Annotated in this window: 11 protein-coding genes and 1 pseudogene; 8 read left to right on the top strand and 4 right to left on the bottom strand. The window is 59.6% G+C overall.

Annotated elements, in window-relative coordinates:
* Nucleotides 1-76: 76 nt before the first annotated feature.
* The 8 genes and pseudogenes from BV911_RS14865 to BV911_RS14895 all read left to right on the top strand — a co-directional run bounded on the left by BV911_RS14865 (nt 77) and on the right by BV911_RS14895 (nt 7380).
* Nucleotides 77-1213: a M20 aminoacylase family protein gene (locus BV911_RS14865; protein ID WP_086054413.1), complete on the top strand. Its 1137-nt coding sequence runs from the start codon at nt 77-79 to the stop codon at nt 1211-1213.
* Between the two features lie 5 nt (nt 1214-1218).
* Nucleotides 1219-2127, top strand: coding sequence for a LysR family transcriptional regulator (locus tag BV911_RS14870; RefSeq protein ID WP_086054414.1), 909 nt, complete (start codon nt 1219-1221; stop codon nt 2125-2127).
* A gap of 93 nt (nt 2128-2220) precedes the next feature.
* Nucleotides 2221-2727 (top strand): annotated as a pseudogene (locus tag BV911_RS20250) (NAD(P)-binding domain-containing protein); the annotation flags it as partial.
* A complete protein-coding gene (locus BV911_RS20255) occupies nt 2701-3150 on the top strand; it encodes an NAD-binding protein (RefSeq protein ID WP_256388264.1) in 450 nt (149 codons plus the stop codon). The pseudogene BV911_RS20250 and the gene BV911_RS20255, both read left to right, overlap by 27 nt.
* Nucleotides 3143-4687, top strand: coding sequence for an aldehyde dehydrogenase family protein (locus BV911_RS14880; protein WP_086054416.1), 1545 nt, complete (start codon nt 3143-3145; stop codon nt 4685-4687). Before BV911_RS20255 ends, BV911_RS14880 begins: the two co-directional genes overlap by 8 nt.
* A 111-nt stretch (nt 4688-4798) precedes the next feature.
* Nucleotides 4799-5620, top strand: a complete 822-nt coding sequence (locus tag BV911_RS14885; protein ID WP_086054417.1) for a DUF3100 domain-containing protein — start codon at nt 4799-4801, stop codon at nt 5618-5620.
* A 2-nt stretch (nt 5621-5622) separates the two neighbouring features.
* Complete coding sequence (locus BV911_RS14890) at nt 5623-6099, top strand: hypothetical protein (protein ID WP_086054423.1); 477 nt, start codon at nt 5623-5625, stop codon at nt 6097-6099.
* A gap of 405 nt (nt 6100-6504) precedes the next feature.
* Nucleotides 6505-7380 carry a DMT family transporter gene (locus tag BV911_RS14895; protein ID WP_086054418.1) on the top strand — a complete coding sequence of 292 codons (876 nt, stop codon included), beginning with the start codon at nt 6505-6507 and terminating at the stop codon, nt 7378-7380.
* 200 nt (nt 7381-7580) lie between these two features.
* Here BV911_RS14895 and BV911_RS14900 read toward each other — a convergent pair whose 3' ends face one another.
* From BV911_RS14900 to BV911_RS14915, 4 genes are all read right to left on the bottom strand, one after another.
* Entirely contained in the window at nt 7581-8990 is a 1410-nt protein-coding gene (locus BV911_RS14900) for an efflux transporter outer membrane subunit (protein WP_086054419.1), read from the bottom strand.
* 9 nt (nt 8991-8999) lie between these two features.
* Nucleotides 9000-10142, bottom strand: coding sequence for an HlyD family secretion protein (locus BV911_RS14905; RefSeq protein ID WP_086054420.1), 1143 nt, complete (start codon nt 10140-10142; stop codon nt 9000-9002).
* Nucleotides 10143-10640: a superinfection immunity protein gene (locus BV911_RS19210; RefSeq protein WP_139840102.1), complete on the bottom strand. Its 498-nt coding sequence runs from the start codon at nt 10638-10640 to the stop codon at nt 10143-10145.
* 484 nt (nt 10641-11124) lie between these two features.
* The gene (locus BV911_RS14915) at nt 11125-11874 is read right to left on the bottom strand and encodes a sulfite exporter TauE/SafE family protein (RefSeq protein ID WP_086054421.1); all 750 of its coding nucleotides are present in this window, start codon (nt 11872-11874) and stop codon (nt 11125-11127) included.
* Between the last annotated feature and the right edge of the window lie 1260 nt (nt 11875-13134).

Below are 13134 nucleotides of genomic sequence, written 5' to 3' on the forward strand. Positions count from 1 at the left end.
CGTTCTGACCGAAACCGACAGGCTGTGCGGGGTCTTTCTTTCCTTCTGCACAGCCCTTTGAAAGAAAGACACTGCGATGTTCGACACCGCGCATTTGGCACAGGCCATCGCTTGGCGCCACGACCTGCACCGTCACCCCGAACTGGCGTTTGAGGAAGTCAGAACCTCGGCAATGATTGCAGGCCTGTTGCAAGACTGGGGCTGGAACGTCCATCAGGGGATGGCGACAACCGGGGTGGTCGCGACCTTGGGCGATGGCAGCGGCCCGCGTTTGGGGCTGCGTGCCGATATTGACGCGCTGCCGATCCACGAGGCAACCGGGCTAGACTATGCGTCGACCATTGCGGGCAAGATGCATGCCTGCGGCCACGACGGACACACGGCGATGCTGCTTCTGGCGGCGCGTGAAATCGCCAAGCGCGGTGTGCGCGGCGGCAGTCTCCGGCTGATTTTCCAACCGGCCGAAGAAAGCGAGGGCGGCGCCAAGGTGATGGTCGATGACGGCCTGTTCCGGCAATTTCCGTGCGACACGGTCTATGGGATTCATAACTGGCCGGGGCTGGCACCGGGCCGGTTGGTCGCGCGCGACGATCAGATGATGGCCGCGTTCGCCGTCTTCGACATCGAAATCACCGGCAAAGGCGGCCACGGCGCGATGCCTGAACAAAGTGACGGCGTGGTCGCCGCAGCCGCCCGCATCGCATCGGGTTTGCAAGAAGTTCCCGCGCGCAGCCTGTCGCCGCTGGATACTGGCGTCATGTCAGTGACGCAGATCCACACCGGCTCGGCCTACAATATTTGCCCCGATTCCGCCGTCCTGCGCGGCACGGCGCGATGGTTCGCCCCCGCAGCAGGCGATGTGCTGGAAACCCGCCTGAACCAGATTGCCACCGGCATCGCCGCGTCGCAAGCATGCCAAGCCCGGGTCGATTATCAACGCCGCTATCCCGCCACAATCAACACCGCCACCGAGGCCGCCTTGGCCCGCGATGTCGGCGCCGCCATGGGCCTTGATGTAGCGGACGCCGCCCCCAGCATGGCGTCGGAGGACTTCTCATTCATGCTGGAACAGGTTCCGGGCGCCTATATCTGGCTGGGCGCCGGGCGGGACGGGAACAATCCGGGCCTCCACGCCGCGACCTTCGACTTCAACGACGCGGTTCTACCGGTGGGCGCGGAATTCTGGGTCCGGCTGGCGGAACGGGTGCTGTAGGGGCGATGGACGCACTCGACGCCCGATTTTTGCGTGAGTTTCTATGTGTCGCGCAAGAGGGCTCGATCCGGCGGGCGGCGCAACGGTTGGGCGTCGTGCCCTCGGCCATCAGCCGCAAAATCACGGCGATGGAAAACCGGCTGGGTGTCCCGCTGCTGGACCGCAGCACCCAAGGGGTTCGTCCAACCGAGGCGGGCAAACTGGTCTGTGCCCACGCGATGCATATGCAGGACGAGCAGACCTTCGTGCTAGACCAGATCGGGCAGTTCCGCGATAGCGGCAACCATCTGGTGCGGATCGCGGTGGGCGAAGGGTTTACCGCCGATCTGATGCAAAATGGTCTGGCGGATTTGTGCAAGCTGCAACCCCATCTTCAGTTCAGCATCGATCAGGCGGGCACCGACGAATTGCAGCGCCGCGTGATTGAAGGTGAGGCAGATATCGGCATCGCCTATAATCCGATTGTCACCGAGGCCACTCGCTCGCTTGCCGTTGGGCGTCAGCCGCTCTGCGCCATTGTTCCTGTTGCCTCCGACCTTGCCGGCGAAGCCTCGGTCACGCTGGCCGAGGTGCTGCGTCATCCCGTTGCGATGCTTGATGCCCGCCACGCGATCCGCCTGCTTGTCGCTCGGGCCGCCAGCGATCACGGGCTGGCCCTGCGCCCGCATGTGGAAACCGCGTCGATCATGCTGCTGATCCGCTATGTCTGTGCGGGAATGGGGGTGACGTTCCTGCCGCGCTTTGCCGCCGCCGTTCAAGCCGCGCGGGGCGAACTGGCCATCGTGCCCATCGACGAGCCGTCCTTGCAGCAAGTCAGCGCCCACCTGATGATCCGCGCCCGCAGACGGTTGCCAAAATCGGTGGACCTGACGGCAAGCTTCCTGTCCGACCGCATGGTTGCCTTCAGCGGCTAGGTGTTGCCCGTCAGGCAACGCGGTGTGCAACAATCCCCCACTATTTGCGTGACGTGTTGCCGCCGATACTGACGTCAGCAACACTTCTGGAAGAATGAGGGCACTATGTCAGCAGCGCAAAAGATCAAGGTCGGGGTCGTCGGGCTTGGGTCTATGGGACTGGGGATGGCGCTTGTCCTAGCGTCAAAAGGGTTCAGCGTCGCCGCCTTTGATCTGTCGGGCGCCGCCTTGGCCAAAGCCGAAGATGGGGGGGCGTCCATCACACCCAGCGCGGCCGACGTCTTTGCCGTCTCTGACGTCGTCGTCCTGTCGCTTCCGGCGGCACAGCACGTTCAAGCGGTGATGACCGAGGCGCAAGAGGCCGGACATCTTGCCAAAGGCGTGCCGCCCAAGGTCGTGATTGATACGTCCACATCGGAGGTCGAGGTCAGCCGCAGTCTGGCTGCGCGTTTGGATGTGACCGGCCACGGCTTTCTGGATGCGCCGGTCAGCGGTGGACCATCCGGCGCCGCGGCAGGCACGCTGGCCACCATGGTTGGCGGGGATGAGACCTATTTCACCATGGCGCTGCCGGTGCTCGAAGCGATCGCCGCCAAGATTATCTTTGTCGGACCCAGCGGCGCGGGCAATGTCGCCAAACTGGTGAACAATATGCTGGTGGCCAGCCACATGATAACCACGCTCGAAGCCGTTCGCTTGGCCGAGGCCGCTGGCGTCAGCGCAGCAGATGCCCTGCGGGTGGTGAATTCCGCCACCGGACGCAGCGCCATCAGCGAAATTCATTTCCCGAACTGGGTGCTTCCGCGCAGCTTTGACAGCGGCTTTTCGGCAGGCCTGATGCGCAAAGATGTCCGCCTCGCCCGTGAACTGGCCGCGCAACTTGGCTGCGAAATGCCGGTTGCCGACCTTGTGGCCGAGATGTGGTCCGAACCGCGGTCTGAGTTGACAGACAGCGACGATTTCATGCTGATGGGCGACCCGCAAGCGGCGCGCTTTACGACGAAGGAGACAACCAATGGCTGATGGTGCAGCACCACGGGGTGACGTTTCGGACCGCGTCACCGACCTTTTGCAAACCCTTCTGGGCACGCAGGCCGTCCAAAGCTATGTCGGCGGCGCGTTCGTGTCCGGCGCGGGCCAATCGCTTGATCTGACCGACCCGGCAACGGGCAAGGTTTTCGCGCAATACAGCGATGCCGGCCCCGACGTCGTGGCGCAGGCAGGCCAAGCCGCCGAGGCTGCGCAGAAGGAATGGTGGGCTAAAACCGCGTCCGAGCGTGGCCGCATCATGTTCGAAATCGGCCGCCAAATTCGCGCCCATGCCGAACCGCTCTCGCAACTCGAAGCGCTTTCGACCGGGCGACCGATCCGCGATGCAGGGGGCGAGCCAGCCCGCATGGCCGAGATGTTCGAATATTACGCGGGCTGGTGCGACAAGATCACCGGCGACGTCATTCCGGTGCCAAGCACGCATCTGAACTATACCCGCCACGAACCCATCGGCGTTGTGGCACAAATCACGCCTTGGAATGCACCGTTGTTCACCTGCTGCTGGCAAGTGGCCCCTGCGATTTGCGCGGGCAACGCGGTCATCTTGAAGCCGTCGGAACTGACCCCCCTCAGCTCAATCGTGATCGGGGTTCTGTGCGAAAAAGCGGGTGTGCCGCGCGGTCTGGTCAACGTCTTGGCTGGCGCAGGTCCGACCACCGGCCAAGCGATGGTCGATCACCCTGCAACCGGTTTGGTCGTCTTCGTCGGTTCCGCCGCAGCAGGCAGCGCGATTGCCGCGCGTGCGGCACTAAAGCCGATGCCATCGGTTCTGGAACTTGGTGGGAAATCTGCCAATATCATCTTCCCAGACGCGGATATCGACCGCGCGGTGATTGGGGCGCAGGCCGCGATTTTCGCCAGTTGCGGCCAAAGCTGCGTCGCCGGATCACGCCTGTTGGTGCATCGCTCGGTCCACGCGGAAGTGGTCGAGAAATTGGCCACGGCCAGCGCGCGTATTCCGGTCGGAATGCCAATGGACCCCACGACCCAGATCGGTCCGGTTAACAATCAGGCGCAATGGACCAAGATCGACGCGATGGTGCGCGATGCCGTGGATCAGGGCGCCGTCCTTACCACAGGCGGCGGCAAACCCGATGCCTTGTCCGACAGTGGCGGCTTCTTCTTTGCCCCCACCGTTCTGGATCACGTCCGCCAAGACATGACCATCGCCCGCGACGAGGTCTTCGGCCCGGTTCTGTCTGTGTTAACCTTCGACGACGAAGCCGAAGCGGTGGCGATTGCCAACGCCACCCCCTATGGGCTGGCAGGGGCGGTCTGGACACAGGATGTTGGTCGTGCGCACCGCATGGCGGCGCAGGTCCGGGCGGGCACCTTCTGGGTTAACAGCTATAAGACAATCAACGTGATGTCGCCCTTCGGCGGTTTTGGGCGGTCGGGCTATGGCCGCTCGTCAGGCCGCGAGGCCTTGGCCGCCTATACCCAGACCAAATCCGTCTGGGTCGAAACCGCCGAGACCCCTGCAATCGGCTTTGGTTATGCCCCGGGCTGATCTTTGTGCGGGGCGGTATCGCCCTACCCCAGCTTTTACGTCATAAGGCCACATCACAAAAATCCGTGGCCATCCGGGTGCCATGAGGCACCACAACAGAGAGGGAAACCAATGCAAGACATAAAGGATCTGATCCTTGACTGGCGACTGCATCTGAGTGTGCTTGTCATCACCATTCTATGCGAGATGATCGGCGTGATCGCCATCCCAATCGGGATCGGATCGATCCTGCTTTTGCCGCTGCTCTACGCCTTCGTGATGGGCCTACTGATCAACCCGAACGTCATTAAAAAAGCCGGTGGGTGGCTGAAAGACCGCGACGTGCGCGCCGCCTCGCCGCTGATCGTCATTGCGATCATGCCATTCATCGCCAAGTTCGGGACCATCATTGGGCCGTCCATACAGCAAATCATCGATGCGGGCCCCGCGCTGATCTTGCAAGAATTGGGCAACCTGGGCACGATCGTTATCGCCTTTCCCATCGCGGTTCTGGTCCTGCGCATGGGGCGCGAATCCATCGGGGCGTGTTTCTCGGTCGCCCGCGAACCAAACATCGCCATTATCGCCGACAAATACGGCCTGAAAAGCGATGAAGGCACCGGCGTCATGGGGGTCTATGTGATCGGCACCCTGTTCGGCACCTTTATCTTCGCGATCCTTGCCTCGGTCTTGGCAAACACCGGAATATTTTCGATCGAAGCACTGGCAATGGCGTGTGGCATCGGCTCGGGATCGATGATGGCGGCCTGTTCGGGCGCGCTGGCCCATTCTGTGCCGGACATGCAGGATCAGATTCTGGCATTGGCCGCCGCATCGAACGTGCTGACGTATGCCACCGGCATGTATCTGTGCATCTTCGTTGCCCTTCCGGTGACCGAGAAACTTTACGACCTGCTGGGCCGCAAGGACACTACCGTGAAAGCCGGGGAATGATCATGAGCAACACCGAAACCTATACCGACCCCACCGAACAGCGCCATCTGAGCCTGCGTGACCACGCCTTGGTGCTGATCATCATTTGCTTCATCGGTCTTATCGGCAATACCGTCGCAACCGACAACACCTTGGCCGAAGGCTTTGTCGGCCTGATCGTCATCTACGTCATCTGCATGATCGGGGTCGCCCTGACCCGCCACGTGCCGCTGAAATTGCCGTCGGTTGCTTGGATTTCGCTGGTCGGAATTATTGCCACTCTGCCGTGGACACCGGGCAGCGGTTGGATTCTGGAACAGGTCAAGCATGTGAATTTTCTGACGCTTGCAACGCCCTGTCTGGCCTATGCGGGCATTGCGATAGCCCGGCACGAGATCGAAATCGCCAAAACTTCGGGCTGGAAAATTTTCATCGTCGCCCTGCTGGTGATGACCGGCACCTATGTTGGTTCAGCGTTCGTGGCGGATCTGTTCCTGTAATCATGAAGACGGCTTGATTTAGCCTACAACATGCCAAGGGGCAGCGCTGTTTGCTCTGCCCTTTGAGCGAACGATTGGATCCGCCGGCATTCAAGCCAAGCGCTCCATCGACAGTTAAATCGGATTTTACAACGCCGAGAGGCCGCACACCGCCTTCGATAAACGACCGCCCGACGACGCGGACTTTGACCCGAGACAGATGAACCCAGCGGCATGAAATCTAACTGGGATGCATCTTAGCTGAACCGCAAACCTGTTCAGATCAACCGAGCCACCTCTGAACTCAGTGCGCAGTCGCTTCACGCGTTTGAAAAAATCTCGAGTAAAAATCAATCTTTTACTCGTTTCACATCACGTATATGGAGCCAATTCCTGACGCTATTTTTCACCGAAGGCCCACTGCACATGCAAAAAGCTGGCTTGCTGCGGTTGGTCGCGGTCGTTTTTACGGCTGTGACGTGTTTGACGATCGGCGATGTGGCGGGAAAACTTCTGACCGCTGGGGGCGTCAGCCCCTATCTAGTGGCATGGCTAAGATTTGCCTTGGCAGCCCTTATACTCGTTCCGTTCAGCGGGTTAAAACGTCAAGAACTGCCTAATCTGCTTGATCGGCGGATCTTTTTCCGGGCCGTTTGCGTCGTCGGTGGCGTCATCTGTATTTTGACAGCCCTAAAGACCGCCCCTATGGCAGATGCTTTTGGTGCGTTTTTTATCGGCCCCATCGTGTCCTACGTGCTGGCAATCATCTTTTTGAATGAACACCCATCGCGCTTACGCAGTGCATTGCTGGCCGTGAGTTTTCTTGGCGTCATGCTGGTGGTGAAGCCAAGCTTTGATATGTCCATAGGATTGGTATTTGCGCTGGCGGCAGGAGTCTTTCACGGCACGTTCCTCGTCGCCACGCGAACGGTGGCTGGCGAGTTTCGGCCCCGCTTTCTTCTGATTTCGCAACTGTTGATCGGCACAGTGATTTTGACGCCGTTAGGCTTCAGTTCAGAATTTCCAAACATGAACCTTAACCTGTCTGGTCTCGTGATCATCAGCGCAGCCGGATCAGCGGTCGGGAATTACTTACTGGTTGTTGCAAGCAAAACAGCAGAAGCAAGCCTTGTTGCGCCACTTATTTACAGTCAACTTATACCGGCAACGGTCTTTGGGGTGTTGGTTTTTGGCGACTTGCCAGACGCGTACTCGCTTATCGGTCTAACCATGATTGTGACATCTGGGGTGGGCTCGTTGGTCGCAAGCCAAGCGTCGATCCTAAAACATCTGCGAGGGTGACCGGGTCCAGTTACAGACTTCTGATGTCAAAAGACGACCGAACACCCTAGCAATGCCGTCACGAAATCCTAGCGACTGGCCCAAATTCCTACGACCACTTCTGTCCCTCGTCAGTCGCTTCGGTTTAACAACGGGTCCGTCTTTGCCAGGCCCATCCGGGGCACAGGAACACTATCCTCTTGAGTGGGGCAAAGGCCTGTTCAGGTCGGCTCGCCTAACGCGAGGTACAGCGCGATGCGGTTGGTCAGAAGCGCGGCCTGACTTTGCACCACTTCGACTTTCGCGCCGTTGACGAACTGTTGCAGCGTCAACAATTGGGTCATGTCCATCACCCCGGCGACATAGTTTTCCTGACCGAGGGCGACCACGGCTTCGGCATCCGCCAGCGCAGCCTGAAGACTGGCAAGGCTTTCACGTAACAGCTTTTCGTTGGCCATGCGGGTTTCAACCTCGGCATAGGCTTCTAGAACCGTTTGACCGTAAAGCGATGTCGCCGCAGCCTGACTGGCGGTCATTTGGATCACTTGGGCGTTCAGCGCCCCACCGTCGAAGATCGGCTGCAACAGCCCGATACCGGCGCGCAAGAAATCTGGATTTGCGCCAAGCAGTGCGATGTTCGGGTCAAACAATCTTCCGCCGCTCGCCGCGAGCGAGACCCCAGGCAGTCGCGCAAGTTTGGCCACCTCGACATTGTAGAAGGCAGCGATCACCTGATTGCGGGCGGCAATAATGTCAGGACGCCGGTCAAGAAGCGACAGGGGCTGGCCTGCGGAAACGCGTCCCGGCATACGCGGAAAGCTGGTCCCGGATTTCAGTTTGAGGTTGGGATAACGGCCCACGAGAACTTCCAAAGCGGCGGTGGCCTCATTGGCACGAATCCGCAGTTGCGGGATGGCGGCGCGTGCCCCACTGAGCCGGGCCTGCGCCTGCACCACGTCGAAATCCGAAACTTGGCCCGCGGCCTCTTTATCTTTGGCAAGCACCAAAAGGGTCTCGTAAAACGCGGCCGTTTGCTGCGCCACAGAGATGAGTTTGGCAATCTCGATGCTGGACACCCAAGTGCGCGCGACGGTGGCTGCAATGGATTGATTGGCGAATGCGGCTTGGTTCGCCACCGCGGCCGCGCTGGCGGCGGCACTGGCTTGACCTGATCGCAACTGTCCCCAGAGATCGACCTCCCATGACACCATCAACTCGGCGCCACTTGCGCGGGAGGTCCGGCTGTCGGTCAAATCGCGCATTTGCTGGCCACCTGCGGTGGCACCTACGGTTGGCAAGATCGGCGCGCCTGCGATTGTCACCACCTGCAATGCCGCATCCACCTGCGCGGCCGCAGCCTTCAGGTCCGCGTTGTTGCGCAAGGCTTCGTTGACCAAGCTGGTCATGTTGGGGTCCCGAAAGCTTGCGACCCAAGGGCCGCCAACCACACTTGTTGGCGCCCCGTCAGATGACCACGCTGCGGGGATTTCGGTCCCTGCTGGCAGCGCCGCGTCGATCAGGGCTGCGTCCTCGGGAGGCGTCGCCAGCGCGCAGCCGGTCAGCGCGATGGCGACCACCACAATAGCGAGACGCTGAAAGCGTAAGCCCGAACCCATCGGTTGATCATCCATGCAGGTACCTCAGAATGGAAGCGGATAGAGCCAACGGCCCCATGTATAGGCGCGAAGCGCAATTTGGCTGACCCATGTATACGGGCTGTCTTCGGTCGTCGCGATCAGCACCGCCCCTTCGGCCCCGATTGGCAAATGGACCGACGCGTCATCTAGGCTGATCCGTACCGGGAACCGCACTTCGGGTGACGGACCGTCGGGAAAAATCGGCAGGTCCCCGGATGGCAAGAACTGACCTTTGCCGCTGGCCCACCAGATGTCATCCACCTTGCCGCTAAAGGTCTTGCCGGGATATTTATTCAGCGCGACGACCACCGGCTGACCGGCCTCGACGAATTTCAGGTTCTCTTGTCGATAGGTCGCCAGGATATAGGGATCGTCCAGAATGAAGCTGGCGATTGCGCCGGCGCGAATAATGCCCGTGACCATGCCTTCTTCGACCTGCAAGTTGATGATCATGCCGTCTCCGGGTGCGGTGATCACCGTCTGGTCGAGGTAATACTGCGCCTGATCCAGTTGCGCCTGTGCTTCTGCAACCGAGGTGTTCACGCCGTCGATTTGCGAGTTGAAGGCGATCTTGGCGCGGTTCCATTCCGCGACGGCGGCTGAAACAGCGGCGTCACCTTCGACCACCTTCGCGGTCCATTCCTGCGCCTCTTCTTGCGGCGCGGCGCGTTTGGCGGCAAGGCCGACAAAGCGCGTTTCCTGAACCTTGTCAAACGCGAGGGCGGCCTTGGCGCGGTTGACCGATTGGGCGGCGACTTCGACATCGGCTTCAAGGATCGCCACATTCTGTACGGCGGCGGCCAATGACGCTTGGGCTTGGTTCACCTGATACTGGTAAAGGCGCTTGTCGAACACAAACAGCGGATCGCCCTTTTTCACCGGCACGTTCTGCTTCACGACGACTTGCTCGACCAAGGTCGGCTCTGGCAAGCGCGGGATCAACTGGACGGTCGGGCGCACGACCATAAGTTCCTCAGAAATCGGCGCGATGAACCGGGATCCCACCAGCGGCACCAGCACGAGATGCAGGAACACAAAGCCGGTGACGACGCCCCATGCCGGCGTTAAGCGCAACAACTTGAACTTGAAGAACACCAACCGAACAAAAATGGCGTAGACGACCGTTACAACGACAACAAAAAGCATCTATTCGCGCCCTTGCTTGGTTGGGTCCGCATCAGGGGTGCGTGGGGCTGAATTTGGCTCGTGTTGCGTCGGAGCGGCCTCTGTCGCCCGCGCCAATCCCGCCTCGCGATCGATGGCCGCATCAATTGCGGCGTCTCGTTCGGGGGGCCGCCTTTTCTTGCCATATGCATAGGCAGTGAGATGCTCCATGGATTGTTGTTCCGAGACCCGTTCGGCCTGCGGAAAGTACCGGATATCGACCTTGTCCGTCGGCTTGAACGCCCAAATCAGCGCCTGAATCCACGGGACAATCGCCGCAAATCCGACCCAGCCCATGGCATAGATCGCTTCAGCGTCCGGATGGTTGCGCGCGATGGCAATCCTGCCCGGCAGTCCGAGGACCAAAACGACCAGCCACAATCCCCCCAGCACCGATACGAACCCGCAGCCTAGGGTGATAAAATCCCAGAAATAGGGGGAGGCCGTAAATTCGGCCCATTTCCCGGTAATCTCGTTCATTCTGTGATTCCTAGCTGTTCGAGTTGTTTTGGCTTTGGCTCGATGGGACCGTGTTTCATCGCACCCGCATTGAAGTCCCCGACGATCGTCATTAATTATCGCAGCAAAGCCCGACAGAAAACAGCGTGGGCAGAAGCATCGTTATTTCTTATCGACAACTTAGATTTGGTTCCAGTCGCTTTTCACGTGCGAAATGATCCAATTTTGCTGTCCCAAAGATATCGCCAAATTGTTGATCGCGGCTTTTAGGTTCTGGCGTTGGACAGATTACGCCGCCATTTTTGCGGTTTGATCGGCCCCGCGGATCAAATTCGAAATGTGATATTACGGACATTTCGCAACTTTCATCAGCGTTCTAAGCGCGGTGGACGGAAGGCTTCACCCGCAGACGGATTGAATTGAGCAGACGGAATAAGGCGAAAAGACGATGCCGCCGGGATCATTCGACCTCGACGCAAAGGTAAAGCTTTGAGCGTTCAGCCCGTCACTGAAGAAAGAAGACCACGGTCAAAACAGCACCCACGATGATGATTGCTACCCGTAAGGGCTCGGTGCGCTTGATCTTCCGGGCATATTTTGCGCCGATATAGCCGCCGATTGTTGTTGAAACAGCGAGCACGGCTGCTGACTCCCATGCGATCAATCCGGCGGTTGCATAAGTGGTCACGGACACGAGTGACAAGACTGCGGAAAGCAGGTTCTTTAAGCCATTCATGCCATGCAGATCCCGGAAGCCGATCAATCCGAAGACCGCCAGCAGCATGATGCCAAGGCCACCGTTGAAGTAGCCGCCGTAGGCCGCCACAATGGCAATACCGACAGCCGAAAGAACCGGCCCGGCAACTCCGCCCCCCTTGGCGCGCAAATGCGCGATCAGTCGAGGCCCAAGCGCGAACAGTGCCGTTGCCAAAAGCAGAAGCCAAGGCACGATGCCGATGAACGCATCCCCGGGCGTAGCCAGAAGAAGCCCCGCACCGATCAACCCGCCACCAGCCGCGACCGCCACGATCGTCCGAAGACGCAAGGCCCCCTCTGCTTTGATGTCGTCCCGGTATGCCCATGCACTTCCAATATAGCCCGGCAGGGCCGTTAGCGTTGCTGTGGCGTTGGCCATGATGGGCGGCACGCCAAGCCAGACCAACGCCGGAAAACTGAGCAGCGTTCCGCCCCCAGCGATAGCGTTCACGCCGCCTGCCAACAGTCCGGCGACCACAAGTACGAAAGTGGAGAACATGAAGAGGACCTCTGAGCTTTAATAAACGCTTGTCGCCCAATGTGAGAATGGTCTGCAAGGTGATAGGCGTCAATGTGTCGGTGGAAGGACCTGCATTTGAGGGCCGGTCGCCGATGATTTTGACGAATTGCAGGAATGCCGCCCGTGCAGCGAAGAAGCGATAAGGAGAATGGATCAGCGACGACAGTTTGTGATGCGTTGGGTCGGCCCTTACAGCCGAGACTTTGTGGCCGGAGCCTAGCGGTTGTGTCTATGTGGCAATCTCAGCCTGAACTGGTCTTGCTTTTCTGGGCAGGTTTGCGGCTCAGCTAAGATGTATCCCGGTTAGGGCCTGTTGACCCAATTTGGCAAGTGCTCGGGGCAACGGTGTGACGCCGGCCCTCACACTATTTCTATCGGCAGTCATACCCTCGGGTGCGCCGTATTTGGCGATGGCTTCGTTCAACGCCTCAACGCAAAAGCGCGCGTCCGTCCGCCATGGCCCTCGGCACCAAAGCGGCTTTATGCAGACCTGTTGGATCGCCGCCACGCCACACCGAGTTGTAGGTCATGTCGCTACACCAGACGTGGTTTGAGCGTGTGATCGGCGCTTCCTCAGCTGGTGAGAATAGATCAGCTGCTGGGGGTGTTTTTCACTGGTGTTAGGGCCTTTGTAGATGGCCTGCGGACCGCCGCCGCACCCGGTGGCGGTCCGCATGGACACCGCTCCTAGGCAGGTATGCTGCGATCTGGCGGTGACCGAAGACCGGGTATTTGGTGAACACCCGGTCGATTGCGTTCATCAGCTTCTGCGTTTCAGCGTCCATCCCGACCGGCGTGGAATACAATGATGACCGGTTGGTCTTCCGCAAATAGCACTGTTTGGCCGGGCTCATCGCTTCAGCCCGTGTGACAAAGCTAGGGGGACTGTGGCCCCAGGGGGGGCCACGCAAGCATCCGTACCGTTTGCGACCGCCAGATTGCCGATCGTGGCGTGGAGTTCTTTGACGTCGGCATCGCCGGACTCAACCTACCTAGCTTTACCAAAAACTTACCCGTCAGGCCGTCAATCGCCTGCCGTTTCCATGTTATCCCCTGCGTTGGGTGGATCTTGTGCTTGGCTGCAATCTCTTGCGCCGTCTTGTCTCCACGCAGAGATATGGGCAAAAGTTGGTGACGCTTGATCAGGCGGCGGTTTGAAGTTGGCGGATCCCATCCCGGAACTCAACCCCTTGGATGATCTCGGGGAGGCGGTTTTGACCGTCGAGTTTGCGCCATTTC

This window comes from Pseudoruegeria sp. SK021 (assembly GCF_002119405.1).
In the GTDB taxonomy this organism is placed as follows: Bacteria; Pseudomonadota; Alphaproteobacteria; order Rhodobacterales; family Rhodobacteraceae; genus Meridianimarinicoccus.